Raw genomic sequence first — 22,068 nt, 5'->3', positions numbered from 1 at the left:
CTTTCTATTTTAGCTTTAAATATTATATTTCTCTGGAAATAAGAAGAGTACCTCAAATATTTTTGAGGTACTCTCCTTTCTATATTATATGATCCTATTCATTAATTATATAAGGCACAGTTACAATAACTACATTTCTCATCTTAAGTATAGATCTTCTTAAAAGTATTGATGTTTGATTATGAAGTGTCTGATGCCACCATTTATGTATAATAAATTGAGGCATTACTATTGTTATTACTTCGTGTTTCTTTAAGTGCTTATGTTTTTCTTCTACATACGCTAAAAGTTTTTCGTTAACATTTCTGTATGGCGCATTTTCTATGACCAATTGAGCTGCTATCCCAAGCTTATTATACTTTTCTATTAGTTTCTTTGTGACTTCTTCATCTGTACTAACATGATAAACTTCTATGTTCTCCCCAAGAGTTAAAGCGCAATTTAAACTCTTAATGAAAGATTTATTAATTGTTTGAACTGGCACAATAACATGTTTTGTTATTGCTTCTCTTACAATTAAACTCTCTAAACCTGTTTCTATTTTTAAGTTCTCTCTAACTTTAGTATAGTGTCTTCTAACTCTTAACATTCCTGTTACAAGTATCGGTATGCATACAAGCACAATCCATGCTCCATGCTTAAACTTCTCTACACCTATTATTATGCATGTTGCTGCTGTAACAGCTGCCCCTAACCCATTTATAAACGCTTTATGTCTCCAATGCCCTTCCTTGCTCTTAGTCCATTTTCTAAACATTCCAAATTGTGATAATGTGAATGATATAAATACACCAACCGCATACAAAGATAACAACATATGAGTACTACCATCTGCAATATAAACTAAAAGTGAGGATACTAGAAATAACAATACTATTCCATTTGAAAAACTTAATCTAGTTCCCCTTTTCCCAAGTTGTCTTGGAACATATCCATCCTTAGCTAATATTGATAACAGTAGCGGCAAATCTGAAAATGCAGTATTAGCTGCAAGTGTAAGAATAATAGCTGTCGTAGCTTGTACTATAAAAAACATTAAACTGTTTTGTCCAAAAACTTGGATTGCTATTTGTGCTATTACTGTAATATCTTGACCCGGAACTGCTTTGTACATTGTTGAGAGGTATGATATCCCACCAAATATAATAAAAACAATACAAGCTAATGTTCCTAATACTATTTTCGCATTCTTCTGAGCTGGATTTTTAAAATTAGGTATTCCATCACTTACCGCTTCGATACCTGTCAAAGCAGTACATCCTGAAGAAAAGGCCTTTAGGAATAATAACAAAGTTAAATCTCCAGCTGCTTGTGGAACTACATATAATTGCTCTGGACTTTCTTTCAACACTAATACTTTGAATACTCCTGTTATTATCATTATTATTATTGATAATATAAATAAATATGTTGGTATTCCAAATAACTTAGATGAATCCCTTATTCCTCTAAGATTCCCTAATGTTATTAACCCTATTACAAAAATAGCTATTAACGGTTGATACGGCAACAAGGATGGAATCGCTGATGTTATTGCAGCTGCTCCTGCACAGGTACTAACTGCAACAGTTAATAAATAATCAATTATTAATGATGACGCTGCCACCAATCCTGGAAGCTTACCTATATTTTCGCTCGCAACAATATACGATCCGCCCCCATGAGGAAAATTATCGATTATTTGTCTATATGAAAACACTATTATTCCTAATAAAACTGTAATTGCTATTGCTATTTCTATCATGGATCCATATGCACGCATACCAAGAATAGGTATAAGAACTAATAGTATTTCTTCACTTGCATAAGCTACCGATGAAATAGCATCACTTGATAATATTGGCAGCCCCCAAATAACACTAAATTTTTCTTCAGCTAATTCGTTAGTTTTAAGAGCTCTTCCAATCAATAATGATTGAATTTTTTTAAACATAATTCTTCCCCCATATTGTAAAAATTACTATGCAATTTCAACTTTATACAACAGGTAATAAAAAGGATTTTCTCCTCCTTTTTTATTACCTGCTATTACAACATACAGATTATATATCTATATATTATTGATGTAAATATATTTATTTTTATAAATACGTTTTCAATACAACTTTATTTTTAAATATTTTTCGACAGTACGATTTTGTCTTTACTACTTACTGTATTCTAAATAAAAAGAAAGAAGATAACTAGTTTCATACCAGCTATCTTCTTCTATTATTTATCTTATATTAATTTATCTTAAGAACATTGCCATATCATCTTCAACATTTGTAATTCCACCTATACCAAAGTTTTCTACTAAAACATTAGCTACATTTGGTGAAAGGAATGCAGGAAGAGTTGGTCCTAAGTGAATATTCTTTACTCCTAAGTGTAATAGAGATAATAATACTATTACTGCTTTTTGTTCATACCATGCAATATTAAATGCTATTGGTAATTCATTTATATCTTCAAGACCGAATACTTCTTTAAGTTTTAATGCAATTACTGCTAATGAGTATGAATCATTACATTGTCCTGCATCTAAAACTCTTGGAATTCCACCTATGTCTCCTAAATCTAACTTGTTGTATTTATATTTTGCACAACCAGCTGTTAATATAACAGTATCTTTTGGAAGAGCTGCTGCAAAGTCTGTGTAGTATGATCTAGCTTTTTGTCTACCATCGCAACCTGCCATAACGAAGAATTTCTTAATTGCTCCAGTTTTTACTGCGTCAACCACTTTATCAGCTAAAGCTAATACTTGGTTATGAGCAAATCCACCAACAATTTCTCCTTCTTCAATTTGAGTAGGTGCTGCACATTTCTTAGCTTGTTCAATAATTACAGAGAAATCTTTCTTTCCATTTTCATCAGCTGCAATATGAGTACATCCTTCATAACCTGCTGAGCCAGTAGTATATAGTCTTCCTTTGTAACTATCTCTTGGAGGAACTATACAGTTTGTAGTCATAAGTATTGGTCCATTAAAGCTTTCAAATTCTTCTGGTTGTTTCCACCATGCATTTCCGTAGTTACCTACTAAATGTGAGTATTTCTTTAAATGTGGATAGTAGTGAGCTGGTAACATTTCAGAATGTGTATAAACATCTATTCCTGTTCCTTCTGTTTGTATTAATAATTGTTCTAAGTCTTTTAAGTCATGTCCTGAAATTAGTATTCCTGGATTTGTTCCAACTCCGATATTTACTTTTGTTATTTCTGGATTACCATAACTTTCTGTATTAGCTTTATCTAATAAAGCCATTCCATCAACACCAACTTTTCCTGTTTCTAAAGTTAATGCTATATATTCATCTATTGTTACATTGTTATCAGCAGTTAATGATAAAGCTTTTTGCATAAATGCACATATATTTTCATCTTCATATCCTAAAGCATTAGCATGTTTCATGTATGCTGATAGTCCTTTTAATCCATAAGTAATAAGCTCTCTTAAGCTTCTAATATCTTCATTTTCAGTAGCTAATACTCCAACTGTTTCTGCTTTAGCTTCAAGATCAGTTCTTGCTTCTGCATTATATAAAGCAGCTGCACTTAAGCTTTCTTTGTTAGCTAATTTTCCTAATAATTCTTCTTTTATTTTTAAAGTATCTTTTACTCTTCCATAAAATACTTCTTTATCAAAGTTAGCATTAGTTATAGTAGTGAAAAGATTCATTGTTACCGTAGTATTAATAGCTCGTGATACAACGATACCTTCTTCTCTAGCTTTTGTTGCAACTTCTGATAAACCTCTAGTCACGTATATTAATAAATCCTGCATTTTAGCAAGGTCTGGAGTCTTACCACACACACCTTTTACAGTACATCCTGTACATCCTGCTGCTTCTTGACATTGAAAACAAAACATTTTATTATCCATATTGAAATCTCCTCCACACACTTAATTTTTATCAAATAAATTTTTATAAATTTCTATATCAGTTAGGTACATTCCCTCGAATCACCTTATGAACCTATTTTACATTGAAATTATAAAATACTCTGTTTCATTTGTTACGACTCAGAAATCTTTTGGAATTATTTTTATAAATACATAAAAATAACCTAGAATCCATATATACTCTAAGTCATAACAATTTAAAGGTATTGTGACGAACTTAAAGTGAAGTGGTAACCAACCGAAATAGAATACATATATGTTTCGCAGGACTAGAAAAACTTCGCTGGGTATGTCTAAATAGGAGGTTGTATCCATTTATGCATGCTCCAAAATTCATTTTGGACAAGCAAAACGGAACAATCTCCCATTAAGACATACCATCAGCTCATTTTTCAATGCCTGCTGCACATATATGTATTCTATTTCTTTGTTTTACTATCACTTTAAGTATTTCACAGATTTATCTTCAAAAGTTATATATTTGTGTATTATAAGGGTACAAACTGTATTAGTGATTGTAAATAATCTCTATCAAAGGTATTACTAATCTGATAAATATAAAAATACTTGCATTAATATATTCTTAATTTAAACTTACTACTAAACAAAGAATGGTAATATATGTTTTTACAGAGTGTTCATAAGAAGATTTTGCTGGTCGTTATTCTAGATTATAAGTTGTTCCAAATATGCTTGTTCAAAAGCGTAGTCTTTGAAGCAAGCATTTTGGATGCAACTTATAATCTTAGAATAATCCAGTAAAATCTTCTAGGAAACAGAGTAAACACATATATTCCCATTCGATTGTCTGGCAGTAAATTAAAATTATACTATACTGCAAGTATTTTTATATTTCAGACGATTCGCAATACATTTAATTCTAGCAGAAATGTATTCCACTCCAATAAATACGTTCTTTGATGATAGTTTTTTCCGGGAATTCTACATCCTTTAATGCCCACTTTTTATATTCTTCAAATCCAACTCTATCAATTATATAACCAATATGCTCTTTTCCACCTGGAGCATCTTTGTCTATATATTCTTCAACAAATTTATAAGTATTTAATATTATTTTAATTATACTTTGCTCATCAGCCCAAATTAAGAAATCTTCTGCAAGACGAGGGTTCTTCTTACCTGATCTTCCCATAAGAACTAACTTATAATATTTTTCTTTGCTTCTTGTCCATGCTCCTGTAGGACATGCATTTGCACATTCACCACAACCAATACATTTTTCTTTATTTCTTACGATTTTATAGTTAATAGCTTCAAGTGCTCCTACTGATTTTTTCTTACAAGCTTTCACACATGCCATGCAACTTACACATCTATCAATATTATATTGTGGTTCTGTCATTCCAATTATCCCAAAGTCATGTGTTCTTGCTTTAATACAATCATTAGGACATCCTGTTAATGCGATTTTAAAATGTAAATCATTTGGGAAAATAGCTTTTTCTATTTTCTTTGCAAAATTAGTTGTATTATAATTAGCAAACGGACAAACATTGTTTCCAACACATGCTGATACATTTCTAGTTCCTGCAGCAGTATATCCTTTGCCTGGTATTTCTTGATTTATTTCTAATTTTTCAATAATTGGTTGTAACAATTCATTTACTTTATCCATATCCTCAAAGCTTATACCTGGTACTTCAAAACCTTGACGTGTTGTTATATGAACAGTTCCATCACCATACTTTTGTGATATTTCTTGTATCATTCCTAATAATTCCGCATCTAAATGCCCCCCAGGAACTCTAATTCTAGAGGCAGTTATCCCTCTTTTTTTAGTGACCCTAAAAGCATTTTTCTTGATTGCCTTTGTATTTAAATCCACAACTAACCCCTCCTAATCTATTAAGAATTTGCCTTTTGAATAATTGAAAACAGGACCATCTAAACAAATATAAGTATCATCTATTTTACAGTGTCCACACTTTCCGATTCCACAACACATTTTTCTTTCTTGTGAAATCCAAATATTATTTTCATCTATACCACGTTTTAAAAACTCTGCAACAGTAAACTTCATCATAATAGGAGGTCCTACTACAATAACTGCTGAATTATTAATATCATTTATTAGTAAATCAGGAATATATTTTGTTACCATTCCAACATTGCCATTGTATCCTTCTTCTGCATTATCAACAGTTAGAATAAGATTTATATTACTTTTCCACATTTTAATATCATCTTTGAATAAAACGTCATTAGGAGATTTAAATCCTGCAATTAGAGTAAAGCTTTCTGCTTCACCTGCATTTTTTGCAAAGTAATCTACAACTCCTCTTACTGGAGAAAGACCTGTTCCCCCTGCAACAACTATTAATTCTTTTCCTTTGTAATTTTCAATATCAAAGCCATTACCATAAGGTCCTCTTAGAAATAATTTATCGCCAACATAATTATTAAATATTTCATTAGTTACTTTTCCAACACGTCTTATAGTTAAGTCTACAGTGCCCTCTCCAATACCACTTACTGAAATAGGTGCTTCACCAAACTTTGGTAATGAAACTTCAAAGAACTGTCCTGGTTTTACATCACCATTAAACTCCATTCGAAAAGTATATTCTATTTCTGTATGTTTAATTACTTCTTTAATTTCTGATAAAAAAGGAATATATTCATTTTTACTCATTGTCTGCCACCTCTTTCATACCATCTTTTAATTTGTTCACACAGTTAGAGAATGATATATATTCTGGGCAGATATCATCACATCTTCCACATCCCACACACATATGATATCCCCATTTCTTTTTATAGTCATATACTTTGTGCAGCACTTTAAAACGCATACGTTGTCCTTTATCTAACCTAAAACTATGTCCTCCAGCCATATTTGTATATCCATCTACATGGCAAGATGCCCATACTCTTCGTCTTTCACCTGCTTTACCATTATCAGTATAGAAGACATCCTGCATTGTAAAGCAAGTACATGTAGGACAAACAAAATTACATCTTCCGCAAGCAATACAACGAGCACTGTACTCTTTCCACATATCTGATTTCATAACATCTAAAGAAAGATTATCTGTTATCGAAACCTTTACACTATTTTCCGTTACAAAGTCTGGTTTAACATCTAAAGTTTCATCAACCTTAAATAGGTTTCCTAACTCCTCATCTTTAACATCTACATATACATTATCTCCATTTACTTTTAAGTATGCATTATATTCATCATTTTTATTTGTTTCCATACTTACACAAAAACAATTTTCAAATGAGTTTTCACACCCCATTAAAATAAATTTTGCATTTTCTCTTATTCTCTTATAATAATAATCTTCTTGTCCATTTCTTAAATAAATGTCATCCATACGTTTTACCGCATGTAAGTCACAGCTTCTTAAGAAAATGATAGCACCTTTTTTAGGAGCATCTGTTTCCTTTATGGAATCTTCTGTGAAATAGAAAAGTGTTTGAGATATAGGAAGTAATACTTCCTTATATGAATATTGGGCCTTTTGATCAAAAACTATATCATCTATTGTTTTTATTTCACCATAACGTACTCTATCAGTATCAGAGAAACTACCTTCACCTTCAAATAATTTTGGTGCATATACTACATATTCTTTTGATAAATCTTCGAATACTTTATTAATATCATTTTTGCTTAATTTATATCCCATCAGCTTACTCCTTTACTTCTTTTTTGAAATTATATAATAAGGTAGTGCTAGAAATACTGCTCCACCAATCATATTTCCAAGTGTTACTACACCTATGTTATACACATAACCCATAATGCTTACACTTGCAGCTCCCGGATTAAGTAATCCTATTGTCAAAAGAGTCATATTGGCAACACTATGTTCAAAACCTGCTGTTATAAATGCAAATAAACACCAAAATATCATAATAAGCTTAGCTGATTCACTTTTTAATTTAAAACTACACCATGTAGCTAAGCAGACTAGTATATTACAAAAAATCCCACGTACTAATAGTGGTAAAAATGGTACACTCATTTTAGCTGCTGATGTTTTTGCAATAAATTCTCCAACGGGTCCAGCTGTAAGTCCTGTAGCATAAAATAAATATCCTGCAATAATAGAACCAACTAAATTTCCTATAAAACAAACTATCCATATGTTAATAGTGTCTGTCCACTTTACTTCTTTTCTTAAAGAAGCAGCTGTCATAATAAAGTTGTTTCCTGTAAAAAGTTCTGATCCTGCCATAATTACTAAACTAAGGGCAACTCCAAAGGATACTCCCATGACTATTTTTGTAGCAGGTGATCCACTACCACCTAATAATCCTCCTATCGTGAATATAAGCATAATTCCCATACCCACATAAAGACCTGCAAGCATTGAACTTATGAAATATCCTAGTTTATTTGTCTTTAATAAATTAACTTTTGCCTTGGCTGCCATAATTACACTGTTAAATTCTTCACAAAACATACTATAAATTCCCCTTTCATATATACGTTTACCTATAAATTAATTATAAGTTATTAATAAATAAAGCACCGTGATATAAATCACGGTGCTTTAAAAAATTTTGATAATTTATCTTGATCAATTACTTTAATTTTTTTATTCTCATACTTAATTAATTTATTGTCCAAAAGTATTTTTAGTGATCTGGATACAGTTTCTCTTTTTGAGCCAAGTAAATCTGCTAGATATGTTACACTTATATTCATATTAATAGTTACTCCATCCTCACACTTAACTCCATAATCTCTGCTAAGTTTCCAAAGTTTTGCCGCAAGTTTCTTTTCCATTCTTACTACACCTGTTGCATTCTTTAGCTGCCTATACAATCTTCTTACTTTCATAGCTAATGAAAACATAACATTCTTGGTAAGGATAAAATCATCCTCCATAATCTTTAAAAATGTATATTTGTCATAACTTAATATGTAAGACTCTTCAAATATCTCACAATTTATAGACGATGGTAAATCTTGTATGATAACATCATTAATCATTTTACCTCTACCCAAAATGAATATAACACGTTTATTTCCATTCTCATTTAATTTATATAGAGATATACTTCCGCTTAATACTACATATAAAGTAGATACTTCTTCTTTATCTCTAAAAAGATGATTTCCAGGCTGATACTTTTTAACTTCTCCAAAATCCTTAAGCTTAATTAAAGATGATTTAGAAACACTATTAAAAATTTCTAACTCCTCTAACTGTTCTTCAGAAATATTTTTCATAAATAACTCCTAATTACTTACTATAAACTTAATAAAATAATATTTGCGATAGTAAGCTAACCTAATTATTCTATTATAATAAAATTATTTTATATTAATGATTTCTACGTATACCTCTGCCTTATGAAATATCAATATATATCATTTTAATCAAATAATTCTGCTTCTAACTCTTCAATATTTAAAATTTTAATTATATTTCTATCAAACTCAATATAATTTAGATCTCTAAGATTCATTAATTCTCTTGATAAAGATGGTCTAGGAATACCTAGTGAAGATGCAATTTCTTCTTTATTTTCTTTCAGTTTAACTATTTCACTTTTTTGGCTCTTTGCCTGTTCTAATATGTAGTTTATAACTTTATGTTTGATGCTTTTAAACGCTATACTTTTTATCTTTGAATTTAACATAAATATCTTATTACTCAATGAAGACATAAAGTTCCCTAATACTCTTTCATCACTTGTACATAATTTTAGTATGTCTGCTCTGCTTATATAAAGTATATTACAGTCACTAAAAGCTATAACTGTAGATGGATATTTTGATTTCTTTGAGAATACTAATGCCTCACCAAATACATCTCCATTACTTAGTCTCTTTAGAATTATTTGTTTTCCGCTAAGGTATATTCTTTGAATTTCGACTATCCCCTCTAAAACAAAACCTAAACTATTGCATTCATCTTCTTCATTAGCAATAATTTCTCCCTTTTTATATGATCTTAAATTATATCCAATATTTGAAATAAGATCCCTAATTTCCTCAACACTTAAATCTTGAAAAAATTCATTTCCCTTTAATTTATTAAGTACATCTTCCATATAGAAATTCCTCCAAAAAATATCTAATCAGGGCCCAGACAAAATCAGTCAAAGTTACTCTAAAGATTTTAATAATTCATCTAAATTTCTTTTTAATTCAATAGCACTTTCAGTTGTTATGTTAGCTTTACATACTATTTGACGTGGTACTTCTAATATGTCATCCTTTAGAAGTCTTCCTTTTTCAGTTAATTCAATAATTACTACTCTATCATCATTTGTGTCTCTATATCTTGTTATTAATCCCATTCCTTCAATCTTCTTTAATAGTGGCGTCAATGTACCAGAATCTAAGTGCAATCTTCGTCCTATATCCTTAACCGTACTCTTTTCATCTTCCCATAATACCAGCATCGCGATATATTGTGTATATGTTAGATTGAATTTATCCAGAATTGGTTTATATAATTTTATTATTTCCCTTGATGCTGCATATAAAGAAAAGCAAACTTGATTGTCTAATTTGATACTTTCATATTTTTTTGATTTATTCATAATTCATTCTCCTATAACCGCCATATCATTTATATAAATTTAATTTTAACAAACCAAAGTAAGTTTAACTTTTTTGCTTTGGCATGTCAATTTTAATATAGCACTTTTCGTCCAATACATAAAGCTTACTTATGCTCAATATTATAGATAACATATCTTATTTCTATAGCTTTACTATTTTTTAGAAACAGAATCAACATAACTTACTGCCGATAAAGCGGCTATATTGCCTTCTCCAGCTGACTTTATATATTGATATGGCTTTCCAACAATATCGCCAGCTGCGAAACATCCTTTGATACTCGTTCTCATTAATCTATCTACCTCAATATGGTTATCAACTATCTTTAATCCTGGTACCAATTGCCCTGGAGAAATGCTATCTCTAAGTATAAAAATACCATCTGTTTCAATTTCTGAATTCTTTAACTTCAGCTTGCTTACTTTATCCTCTCCTATAATTCCAACTGGTGTATCATTTATAATTTCTATAGAAGGATCTACCTCAACTTTTTCCTTATACATAGGAATATAATTTACTTTAGATGCTATTGATGCAATAAAATTAGCCTCTTCTTCCTCATGCTTATTATAAGAAACTATTGTAACTACCTTTCCTCTATATAGTGGAGCATCACAAGTTGCACAATATCCTACTCCTTTTCCAAGAAGTCTTTCTTCTCCATCAAATAATTTTCCGTATTCAACACCTGTGGCTAATATTACTGATGTAGCTTCATACATTTTTTCATTTACCATTAAAGCAAAATAGTCTCCCATGGCATATACATTATTAATTCTCTCTTCAGTTATATTTATATCCATTTCTTCTAAATGTTTATTAAACTCTTCTTGCAATTCTTTACCGCTTTTTTTATAAAAGCCTAGATAATTATTTATTTCATGAGCTTTTGCAAGCTTACTAGTAAGTTCCTTATTCCCAAATATTATAAAATTCTTTTTTCTTATTCTTGCATTCAATGCAGCTGACAAACCTGCAGGTCCACTTCCTATTATTGCTATATCATATCTTTCGCTCATCTTTTTTTCCTCCATTTACGTATATTTAATTATAAACCTATTTCTATTATAAACTATCTTATTTAAACTATATAATTATAATATATCTTCTGCACCACTTAATGTCTATTTCAAAAATGCAATAATTTAAGCATTTAACAAATTTATAATATCTTCTTTAATTTTTGATGGCTTTGTTGTTGGAGAATATCGCCCTATAACTTCTCCATCTTTATTAACTAAAAACTTAGTAAAATTCCATTTTATCTCCTTATTAAAGAGTCCTCTTTTTTTATTTTTCAAGAATTCATATAGCGGATGTGCGCTAGTTCCATTTACATCAATTTTCTCAAACATAGTAAAAGTAACTCCATAATTTAATTTGCAAAACGAATTTATTTCCTCATTGCTAGATGGATCTTGTTTGGCAAACTGATTGCATGGAAAACCTAATATTTCTAATCCCTGATCTTTATATTCCTTATAAATATCTTCTAACGCTTCAAATTGTGGTGTAAATCCGCACTTACTCGCAGTATTTACTATTAAGACTACTTTCCCTTTATATTCTTCCATTTTTACTTCTTGACCATTCATTTTATTTGCAGAAAAACTATAAAAATTCATGATTATCTCTCCTTACATAATTATGCTTAAAAAGTAAACTTTATAAAATTTAATTTTACTCAACTTATTTATTGAAAATTAAAACATAGTACATTTTAATATTGCACTATGTTTTTTAATGTAGAAAATATTTTATAGATTACTTTCAATTACTTGTTGAATTTTTTCTTTTGGTAAAAATCCTATAAGTTGCTCTGCTTTTTGTCCATCTTTGAATATTATCATTGTTGGAACGCTTGAAATTTGAAACTCATTCGCTAAGTCTAAACTTTGATCTATATCAACTTTAATAAATTTAGCCTTTCCTTCCATTTCGCCTGATAATCCTTCAAGCACTGGAGATAACATTTTACAAGGTCCACACCAAGTTGCAAAGAAATCTACAACTGTAACTCCACTCTCTATTTCATTTTTAAATTCGTTAGTATCTACTATTTTCATACTTTATTCCTCCATCTTATAAATTAAACTAAAGCTTTTTTAAACATATCTCTAGCTATTTTAAACTTTTTTATATTTACTATTCATAAAAAAAATAAATTTTTATAAATTAAATTTAACTCAATCTTTTATAATCATATTGTACTTTTTATAATATCCATTGTCAATATTTTTATTATTATTTAACTATATAAAAAATCAGCTTAAAATGCAAATATTTCTTTGCATGTAAGCTGATTTATTTGAAATACAAGAATTACTCTACATATCTTACTTCACTATAACTTTAAATTCATCAAAATTTATCTTATACTCCGTTAGCATATCTATAACAGTATCCCTAAAAGAATTTTGTGGAGATTTTTTTTCAACTGGTTTAATTGATTTCATAGTCTTATTAATATTTTTATTTTTTTTATATTGTTTTGTAAGTACCTCAGCTGTTTTAACAAGTAAGTCATCCCAATCTTCAACATCTATAATATTATCATCCAACTTTATTGCTTTAGGTTCTTTTAATGAAAAATCCTTATATATTTCTATAGCTTCTTCATTAATTAAGGTATTTTTTAATTCTTGTTTTTCTTTATCTATAGATGCTTCTTTCTTAATTTCCACCAAATCTTTTCTTATCTTACAAATACTTTCTTCATCAGATTGTATATTTTTCTCATATTCATCTTGCATCCACTTAACATATTCATTTATGTTTTCAACAACGCTATATATAGCTATAGATGTATCTCTATAAGCTTTACTTAATTTAAAATCCCTATCTTTTTTAATTATTTCATTTGACTTATCTTCAATGTGGTCTATGGTATTTTCTAGTATGCTTGCCAAGTTGCTCAGACCACTTTGAATTTCAATGGACATGGATGGAAAATTTTTAATTACATACTGAATCGTATCTACATCAAAAAGAGATAAATTTTTCTTTTTAGAAATTCTTTTATCAATCTCTAAATTCTCAATTTTAGTTTCATTAGTTACTTGAACTTCTTTTTCTTGAATATCATCTTTTTTAAAAAAACCCATTACTTGACAACCCCATTCATATATTATTTATATAAATATTTTACCATATTATTACATTTATGTTATCATTTTTAGGATTTTTTTATATTATTTTTTTATCTTATATCTCTATATTAATTCCTCTCTCTTTATATATGGATTTAAATATCTGTTCTTTTTAATTGTAGACTTTCCTATATTTATTGCTTCTTTAGGGCATATATTTATACAAGCCATACAGTCTGTGCATTTTCCTAACCATTTTGGTCTATTATTTTCTATCACGATATTATCTACCGGGCAAACTTTCTTACACATATTGCAACTAATGCATTTCTCATTTACATTAAAGTTTCTATCTTTATTTCTATAAAAATCTTTCCATATCTTATATGCTAAATTTCCAATTCCAGCTTTAAAGTTAATTTCTTTAGCATCTCTTCTCTTAACTGACTCTATAAAATCCACTATCTTACTTTCATTTTCTTTTATAGTTTCCTCAGCTCTAGCTTTAGTAGGATTTCTACCTGCTCGTATATAATTAGAAATATACCTAATGGTACAATAATTACTTATTTTAACATTACTTTTTAATAATTTATTAATTTGAACAAAGCTAGTATTTGCTCCTCCTCCTCCTGAAACTCCAATTGCAAAGATATATGCATCTTTATTTATCTTTAACTTTGAGATAAATTCATTAACCACAATTGGTAGTCCTGAACAGTGGATTGGATATATAAATCCAATAATATCTTCGCAAATTTCAAGCTTGTTTTCTTTTAATGCCTTACTCATAGATACCAATTCACAATTTTTAAAACTTTCTTTTACTATTTTTGCTACATACAACGAATTACCAGTGGATGTATTATAAAATATCTTCATTTAAAATTACTCCTCTAACCCCTACTATACCTATTATTCATCAAATAAAAATATATTTATTTGATGAATAATTCCATAAAAATTTTTCTTATTTATTACTAAGATCTATAAATTCTTCTATATCCTCTTCTATAGTTTTTAAAGAATTTCTCCAGAATTCTGTATCATTTATATCTATGCCCATAACTCTTGCTACATCAGCTATTTTATTTTTTCCTGTAATTGAAAGTAATTTTTCATACTCCTTCGAAAAAGTTTTTCCTTTTTTTAAATATTCAGCATATAATCCTTTTGCAAATAATAATCCAAACGCATAAGGAAAATTATAATAATTATACTCGGCATCATAATAATGAGGTTTCCAAGTCCACATGTATGGATGTAAAAAATCAGGATCTAATCCATCTCCATATGCTTCTCTTTGAGCATCCAGCATAAGATCATTTATTTCCTCAACACTTAAAGAACTTCCTTTTCTAGCTTCGAAAAATGATTTTTCAAATAGGAATCTAGAGTATATATCAACAATAACTTGTGTGCAATCGCTAATTTCAGTTTCAAGGATTGCTAAAGCTTCATTCTTAGAAGCATCTTTTATTGCTGCCTTTTTTATTATTGTTTCACAAAATGTAGATGCGGTTTCTGCTATCGGCATTGGATAATCTGAATTTAACGTAGTCTCATTATTTAAACACTCTCCGTGAAAACCATGACCTAATTCATGAGCGAGAGTTACTACATCTCCAAAATTATCGCCATAGTTTAGGAGTATTCTACTCTCTCCATTGAAATGTAGATTCTCGCAAAAAGCTCCACCTACTTTTCCTTCCTTTGGTTTTACATCTATCCAATGATTATCAATTGCTTTCCTTGCAAAATCTCCTAAGTTGTCACTAAATGTTCTGAAGTTTTTTTCAACAAATTTAGTACCTTCTTCGTATGTAAACTTCATATCTGCTTCGCAAACAGGTGCATATAAATCATAAAATGGTAGTCCGTTTTTATGACCTAACATTTCACCTTTTCTTCTCAAGTATTTCCTAAATACCGGAAGACTTTCTTTCATAGCTAAAAACATTGCCTCTAAAGACTCTTCACTCATTCTTGAATCTATGAGTGTCTTTTCAAGTGGAGATTTATATCCCCTAAAATCACAAACTGTTAAAACTTCACCCTTTATTCCATTTAATGCCGCAGCTACACCTTCTTCTACTTTTTTATAAGATTTTATTTCTGCTTCATATGCTTTTTTTCTTACAGTTGCATCCTTATCATAGGCCATATTTAAAACCATTGTTAATGGCATATGCTTAATTTCATTATCTTCTTCAATTTCTACTAATAATGTGGAAATCAAATTATCCTTAAGTTTCGCCCAGGCATTTGAGCCTGTATTTTTCATATTAGCAATTATACTTTCTTCCTTATCGCTGAGCAAATATTGACTTTGCTCAACTATATTTTTTAACATAAATTCATGTTCCTTAAGTAACTTAGACTTACTTATTATTTCATCCAGGCCTTCTATGCTGCTAATATATCTTTCAAATTTAACTGAACTTCCAATTAAATTTGTTAATTTCTTTTCTAAAATATCTGAATACCTCAATGCATTCTTATCCTTTGTATTTACGCTTAAGCTTAGATTTATAAAAATACTAATTCTACTAGATAAGTCTGTTACTTTTGTAAATTTATTTATATAGTCCTCTAATTTTTCTACTAAGTTATCTTTATTTTTAGTAGCTTCTAATGCCCATTTATTGATTTCTTCAATAATATTTGTTAATTTATTTAAGTCTTGTTTAAATTCATCGCCATCAAATGACGGATATATTTCCTTTAGGCTCCAATTTAGTTCCATAAATATTCACTCCAAGTCTGTATTTATATTTTTTCCTAACTTTATTATATACCATTATAATATCAATTATAGGTTATAAAATATTCATTATATAATAAAAATCTAGAAGTTAACTAATAATAAATTTAGTTGACCTTCCAGATTCTTACATATATTACATGTGCTTTATATTAAAATTGTTACATGCTAAACTCTATTTTACAATTACATTTGCAATTTCCATCTGTAAATTTAATTATTGTATCCTCTCCTTGATGAATAAGTACTCCATTATCAACATTTTCTATATTAGAAAGTTTCTTGAGTACTAAAGACCATTCTCCTTCAGTACCTATAGATTCAATAATAATACTTTTTTCATTTTTTGTGACTTCCACTTCAAGAACTTTGTTGCCTTTCATGTCTACGACACTTGTAGTTGTTTTCTTATTTTCTTTTAATTCATAGGCAAAAATTGATACATTATCTCTATAATTGTAGTCCGGCTTAGAATTTTCATTTCCAACAGCAATTAAACTATTTTCTTTAACCATCATAGGTACACTTAAGTAATCATGTCTTTCTCTGATCCATCTTCCACCCTTATATTTCTTTCCACTTATGAAGTTAGTCCACATTCCTTCTGGTAAATAATAATTTGCTTCTCCCTCTTCATTAAATATGGGTGCAACTAAGATAGAATCTCCAAGCATATATTGTTTATCCAAGTAATTACAAGCTAGATCATCTTGGAATTCTAACATCATAGCTCTCATAGCTGGTATACCTCTTTTTGATGCATCATTAGCTATGTTATATAAATATGGCATTATTCTACACTTAAGTTTAGTAAAAAATCTAACCACATCACAAGCTTCTTCATCATAAAGCCATGGTACTCTATACGAACTGCTTCCATGTAACCTACTATGAGAAGATAATAATCCAAAGGCAACCCATCTCTTATATACATCAGCTGTTGCAGTACTTTCAAAACCTCCTATATCGTGGCTCCAGAATCCAAAGCCCGACATGCAAAGAGATAATCCACCTCTTAAACTTTCTGCCATTGATTCATAATTCGCTTCACAGTCTCCTCCCCAATGTACTGGGAATTTTTGTCCTCCAACAGTAGCTGATCTTGCAAATACTGCTGCCTCATCGTCTCCTAAATTTTCTTTTAAAGTCTCAAATACTACCTTATTATATATTTGGGTATAATAATTGTGCATTTTATATGGATCTGATCCATCGAAATACTCAACCTCTGTTGGTATACGTTCACCAAAATCAGTCTTAAAGCAGTCTACTCCCATATCAATTAATTCTTTAAGCTTATCTGAATACCATTTGCATGCATCTGGATTTGTAAAATCTACAATCCCCATTGCAGGCTGCCATAAATCCCATTGCCACACATCACCATTAGGTTTCTTTATGAAATATCCGTGTTCCATACCTTCATTAAATAACTTTGATTCTTGAGCAATATATGGATTTATCCAGACACATATTTTTAATCCTTTTTTCTTTAATCTTGTAAGCATTCCCTTTGGATCTGGGAATACTCTGCTATCCCATTCAAAATTACACCAATTAAAATCTTTCATCCAAAAGCAATCGAAATGAAATACTCTAAGTGGCAGATCTCTATCTGCCATGCCATCAACAAAACTATTAACCGTTTCTTCATCATAATTTGTAGTGAAAGATGTTGTTAACCATAATCCAAATGACCATGCTGGTGGAAGTGCTGGTTTACCTGTTAGTGTTGTATAATTTTCAACTACTTCTTTCATTGATTCTCCACCAATTATAAAGTAATCTAGATATTCTCCTGGAACGCTAAATTGAACTTTAGTGACTTTTTCTGAACCAACTTCAAAAGATACCCTTTCAGGATGATTTACAAATACTCCATATCCTTTATTAGTCATATAAAATGGTATGTTTTTATATGACTGCTCTGTACTTGTTCCTCCATCTTCATTCCATATATCTATGCTTTGGCCATTCTTTACTAGAGGGGTAAACCTTTCTCCAAGTCCATAAACCAATTCCCCTACGGATAATTGTAATTCTTCCTTCATGAAGACTCCTTCTTCTGGAACCTTCATAAAGACTCTTTCTTCAGCAGTATTAACATATGATAGTCCTCTTGGCATACTAGACGTTAGCTTTTTATCTCCTCTATAAAAGCTCATTTGAAATACATCTTTATCTATTACAGCTTTAAGATCTCCTGATTTAAATATTATATTTTTTTCATTTTCTTCTATTAAACTATTAACCTTCTCATCTTTATAAATTTCAAAGTTTGGAGACTTTTTTCGTTGTCCCATAAAATGATATGCTCTAACTCTTATTACATTTTCCATTGGCGAAGAGATTTTATATGTTATAACTGGCCCCTTTAATGTATCTCCTCGTTGGTTTATCTTATTACATGGTGCATAAAGAGTTACAACATCCTCTTCTATTTTAGTACTATAAACTTCTTGAGGGCTAAATATCTGATATCCTGGCTTGTCCAGCCAGCATCCATTGCTAAATTTCATATTAATACACGCTCCTACTCTGTTTCCTAAATAAGCTTTTGTCTTTAGGAACTTTATAAATTCTATTATTTTATTTATTCTTTCTATTTAAACTATGCTAAATTATCTAACTATAACATTCCTGCTCTATTAGCCTTTTACAGACCCTGCTGAAACACCACCAACAATATATTTTTGCCCTAATATAAATATAATTAATACAGGTAGCAATGTTAGTATTATATCTGCACTAACTAAATTCCATGAATTTTCAAATGCTCCAAAGAAATTATAAACCGCTAATGTCATTGGCCATTTTGCAGAATTATTTAAATAATATAAAGGCATTGTAAAGTCATTCCAAACAGCCATAAAATTCAAAACAAATAAAGTCGAAATAATCGGTTTTAATAATGGAAGTATTATTTTTATAAATAATCTAATTGGTCCACATCCATCAATAACAGCGGCTTCATCAATCTCTCTAGGTATTGTTGAAATAAACCCATATGATAAAAATAAGCTAAGAGGAATGTTTATTGCTGCATAAACAAGAATAATCCCTAATCTAGTATTTACAAGATTTAATGCCTGCAAAACTTTCATTAATGCAACATTGTTAATTGGTATCGCTATACCTGAAAGGATAAAGTAATATATAAAATTATTAATACCTTTACGATTTCTTGCAATAACAAACGCCGCTGCTGCTACTACAATTACAATTATTAAAACACTACAAGTAGCATATAAAAGGCTGTTTAAAAACGATGAGACCAATTTTCCCTGTTCGATTACTGTTTTATAGTTTGCAAATATCCATTCTTTAGGCAGAGACAGCGACATCTTATTTGATTCACCTTGACTCTTAAAAGAATTAAGAAATAAAACTACCATTGGTATTAGTACTAATAAGCTTATAAAAATTGTTACTATATTTGCGATTACGCTTCCAATTGACTTCTTTAAAGTTACCATTATGCATCTACCTCCTTATTTTCCATAGATTTTATAATGAAATATACTAATAGTAATAATGCAAAGAATAATATACTTGATAATGTAGTACCCATTGCATAATTTCCTTTAGAGAACTCCTTATAAACTGCAGTATTAATTACACCTGTTGCATTACCTGGTCCACCGTTAGTTAATGAATAAATCATATCAAATACTCTAAATCCATATGTTACATTTAATATAGTTGCATTTATAATAATTGGTTTTAATAATGGCAAGGTTATTAATCGAAACTTTTGCCAAAAATTAGCACCATCAATATTTGCTGCTTCATAATAATCAGGAGAAATAGACATCAATCCTGCAATAATTACAACCATTATGTACCCCATACCCTTCCAAGTATCTACAGACATGACAGTTGCAAAAACAATTTTTAAATCAGTCAGCCAATTCATAGCCAAGAAATCCATCCCTACAGATTTAAGAAAATTATTTACGAATCCTGTATCTGGATGTAGCATACTTTTGAAAACAAGTCCCACTACTAAGTAAGACATTACTTGAGGAGAAAATATAACCATTCTATGAAAGTTTTTTAGTTTGATAAATTTTTGTGTTAATAATAGGGCTAAAGCTAGACCAACTACCGTTTTCATGATTGTTGTAACTGTAGTAAATAATACTGTATTCCACAAATATGCACGGTATTCTGGCTTACCTTTCAATACTTCAGCATAATTTTTGAATCCTATAAAATTGATCTTATCAGTGAAATTATTCCAATCTGTGAATGAATATAATATACCTATAATTCCTGGTAAAAAACAAAGTAAGAAAAAGATTAATAGAGCCCCGCTTGTAAAGTACCACGGATATAATTTTTTTCTGTCCATTCAAATCCCTCCATTTTAATAAAATAAGGTTTCAAAAGGAGAAACCTTATTTTCATATAACCGTAATTATTTATCCCAATCAGGATCTTTTTGTAATTTAGCTTGTTCTGTTCTTCTATTCATAATTGTTTCTAATACTTGCTTTGGAGTTGATGAACCACTATACATAGCCTCTAAGTCTTTTCCAATATCCATCCATTGGCTGTCAATATATTTAACGCCAGCTTGCATAACCATTCCTTTTTGCAATGAATCAATGTATGCTTGGTCCTCTTTTGAATATTTTGATTTTACTTCAGGCCAGCATAATTCTGATAATCCTGGTTGTCCATCTAAACGTTTTTGTAAGTTCTCAGGTTTTGCTAGGAAATCAAAGAATTTCTTTGCTTCTTCTACATGCTTTCCATTTTTATTTATAAAATATGCATTACTTGCAGGATTCACACCAATTGTTTGGTTATCTCCCCAAGGCATTGCAAATATACCTAACTTATTAACGTCAAAATCAGGAAAATCCGATTTCACTTCATTTCTCCATGCTGATTCTGCTATAAACATTGCAGCTTTTCCTTTTGCCATTGCTTCTTTTGCATTTTCTACTGAATTACTTAAGTAATTATCTCCATAAAAACCTAAATCAGCACATTCTTTTAATTCATTGATTATAGTTTGTAATTCAGGTATAGAATCTAAATCAACTTCATTTTTATTAAGCTTATTGTATAAGTCTGGATGCTTTTGTTGATACATTGCTCCTGTTTCAAATAATGGAAGTACTTGATGCCATCCATTTTGAGTTCCTTCATAAATTGGAGTAACTCCTGAATCTTTTATTTTTTGACATACATTTTTGAATTCTTGATAATTAGTTGGTATTTTCAAGCCTAATTTTTCAAATATCTCTTTATTGTAAACATAGAAATACATTTTTTTACCTGGAAAAGTGATACCATAAACTTTGCTATTGTATGAGATTGAAGGAAGAACATTTGGGTCCATTCTCTTTACCCATTCTTCACTTGATACATCTAATACGTATTTTTCAGGATTAACTCTTGTTACTAGATTTAAAGGATCAGCATCCGCGCAGAAAATATCTGGTGCTTCACCAGAATCCAACTTTACTTTAAGTAAATCACGCCATTGAGCATCCGGAGAAATTTGAAAATCAATTTTAATTCCTGTTTCTTTTTCAAAATCTTTTGCCAAATCCTGTACAACTCCAGATGTTGGAAGACCTGATTGATGAGATCCAAATGTTAATGTAACTGAATCTCCACTTCCCGATGCACTTTTACTTCCATCTCCATTGCTGCTTCCACACCCTACAAAAGCACTCCCTATCAGTGCTGTCATACAAACCGCACTAACTAATTTTAATAAACGTTTACTCATTAACTATACCCCCATTAATATAAA

Annotated in this window: 19 protein-coding genes; all 19 read right to left on the bottom strand. The window is 29.9% G+C overall.

The features are described from left to right. Positions 1 to 94: 94 nt before the first annotated feature. The 19 genes from KEC93_RS04355 to KEC93_RS04265 all read right to left on the bottom strand — a co-directional run bounded on the left by KEC93_RS04355 (position 95) and on the right by KEC93_RS04265 (position 22,044). Entirely contained in the window at positions 95 to 1,933 is a 1,839-nt protein-coding gene (locus KEC93_RS04355; RefSeq protein WP_023974035.1) for an APC family permease, read from the bottom strand. 297 nt (positions 1,934 to 2,230) lie between these two features. After that, on the bottom strand, positions 2,231 to 3,868 hold the full coding sequence (gene hcp / locus KEC93_RS04350) for a hydroxylamine reductase (protein WP_077869272.1): 1,638 nt from the start codon (positions 3,866 to 3,868) through the stop codon (positions 2,231 to 2,233). 901 nt (positions 3,869 to 4,769) lie between these two features. Continuing rightward, positions 4,770 to 5,735, bottom strand: a complete 966-nt coding sequence (gene asrC, locus KEC93_RS04345; protein ID WP_017211747.1) for a sulfite reductase subunit C — start codon at positions 5,733 to 5,735, stop codon at positions 4,770 to 4,772. Positions 5,736 to 5,747: 12 nt separating this feature from the next. After that, complete coding sequence (gene asrB / locus KEC93_RS04340; protein ID WP_023974037.1) at positions 5,748 to 6,542, bottom strand: anaerobic sulfite reductase subunit AsrB; 795 nt, start codon at positions 6,540 to 6,542, stop codon at positions 5,748 to 5,750. Then, positions 6,535 to 7,545 (bottom strand): anaerobic sulfite reductase subunit AsrA, encoded by a 1,011-nt coding sequence (gene asrA, locus KEC93_RS04335; RefSeq protein WP_077869271.1) that lies wholly within the window; start codon positions 7,543 to 7,545, stop codon positions 6,535 to 6,537. The genes asrB and asrA overlap by 8 nt, the downstream gene beginning before the upstream one ends. 12 nt (positions 7,546 to 7,557) lie before the next feature. After that, positions 7,558 to 8,325, bottom strand: coding sequence for a formate/nitrite transporter family protein (locus KEC93_RS04330; protein ID WP_011968126.1), 768 nt, complete (start codon positions 8,323 to 8,325; stop codon positions 7,558 to 7,560). 80 nt (positions 8,326 to 8,405) lie between these two features. Next, positions 8,406 to 9,098, bottom strand: a complete 693-nt coding sequence (locus KEC93_RS04325; protein WP_023974039.1) for a Crp/Fnr family transcriptional regulator — start codon at positions 9,096 to 9,098, stop codon at positions 8,406 to 8,408. A gap of 146 nt (positions 9,099 to 9,244) precedes the next feature. Further along, positions 9,245 to 9,925, bottom strand: coding sequence for a Crp/Fnr family transcriptional regulator (locus KEC93_RS04320; RefSeq protein ID WP_011968124.1), 681 nt, complete (start codon positions 9,923 to 9,925; stop codon positions 9,245 to 9,247). 54 nt (positions 9,926 to 9,979) lie between these two features. Beyond that, the gene (locus KEC93_RS04315; RefSeq protein ID WP_011968123.1) at positions 9,980 to 10,420 is read right to left on the bottom strand and encodes a MarR family winged helix-turn-helix transcriptional regulator; all 441 of its coding nucleotides are present in this window, start codon (positions 10,418 to 10,420) and stop codon (positions 9,980 to 9,982) included. 174 nt (positions 10,421 to 10,594) lie between these two features. After that, positions 10,595 to 11,461 (bottom strand): NAD(P)/FAD-dependent oxidoreductase, encoded by an 867-nt coding sequence (locus tag KEC93_RS04310; protein WP_023974040.1) that lies wholly within the window; start codon positions 11,459 to 11,461, stop codon positions 10,595 to 10,597. A 126-nt stretch (positions 11,462 to 11,587) separates the two neighbouring features. Further along, entirely contained in the window at positions 11,588 to 12,067 is a 480-nt protein-coding gene (locus tag KEC93_RS04305) for a glutathione peroxidase (RefSeq protein WP_023974041.1), read from the bottom strand. A gap of 132 nt (positions 12,068 to 12,199) precedes the next feature. After that, the gene (gene trxA, locus KEC93_RS04300) at positions 12,200 to 12,508 is read right to left on the bottom strand and encodes a thioredoxin (protein ID WP_023974042.1); all 309 of its coding nucleotides are present in this window, start codon (positions 12,506 to 12,508) and stop codon (positions 12,200 to 12,202) included. A gap of 270 nt (positions 12,509 to 12,778) precedes the next feature. Next, positions 12,779 to 13,546 (bottom strand): hypothetical protein, encoded by a 768-nt coding sequence (locus KEC93_RS04295; protein ID WP_011968119.1) that lies wholly within the window; start codon positions 13,544 to 13,546, stop codon positions 12,779 to 12,781. Between the two features lie 108 nt (positions 13,547 to 13,654). Beyond that, on the bottom strand, positions 13,655 to 14,413 hold the full coding sequence (locus KEC93_RS04290; RefSeq protein WP_023974043.1) for an EFR1 family ferrodoxin: 759 nt from the start codon (positions 14,411 to 14,413) through the stop codon (positions 13,655 to 13,657). A gap of 88 nt (positions 14,414 to 14,501) precedes the next feature. Beyond that, entirely contained in the window at positions 14,502 to 16,277 is a 1,776-nt protein-coding gene (locus KEC93_RS04285; protein WP_077869270.1) for a M3 family oligoendopeptidase, read from the bottom strand. A 179-nt stretch (positions 16,278 to 16,456) separates the two neighbouring features. Beyond that, positions 16,457 to 18,814 carry an alpha-xylosidase gene (gene yicI / locus KEC93_RS04280; protein WP_077869269.1) on the bottom strand — a complete coding sequence of 786 codons (2,358 nt, stop codon included), beginning with the start codon at positions 18,812 to 18,814 and terminating at the stop codon, positions 16,457 to 16,459. Positions 18,815 to 18,943: 129 nt separating this feature from the next. After that, on the bottom strand, positions 18,944 to 19,771 hold the full coding sequence (locus KEC93_RS04275; RefSeq protein WP_023974046.1) for a carbohydrate ABC transporter permease: 828 nt from the start codon (positions 19,769 to 19,771) through the stop codon (positions 18,944 to 18,946). Further along, positions 19,771 to 20,649, bottom strand: coding sequence for a carbohydrate ABC transporter permease (locus tag KEC93_RS04270; protein WP_023974047.1), 879 nt, complete (start codon positions 20,647 to 20,649; stop codon positions 19,771 to 19,773). Before KEC93_RS04270 ends, KEC93_RS04275 begins: the two co-directional genes overlap by 1 nt. A 66-nt stretch (positions 20,650 to 20,715) precedes the next feature. Beyond that, the gene (locus tag KEC93_RS04265) at positions 20,716 to 22,044 is read right to left on the bottom strand and encodes an ABC transporter substrate-binding protein (RefSeq protein WP_023974048.1); all 1,329 of its coding nucleotides are present in this window, start codon (positions 22,042 to 22,044) and stop codon (positions 20,716 to 20,718) included. Positions 22,045 to 22,068 lie beyond the last annotated feature (24 nt).

Origin of the sequence: Clostridium beijerinckii (assembly GCF_018223745.1) — a bacterium.
GTDB classification, from domain to species: Bacteria; Bacillota; Clostridia; order Clostridiales; family Clostridiaceae; genus Clostridium; species Clostridium beijerinckii.
This window is presented reverse-complemented; position numbering and strand designations above follow the sequence as displayed.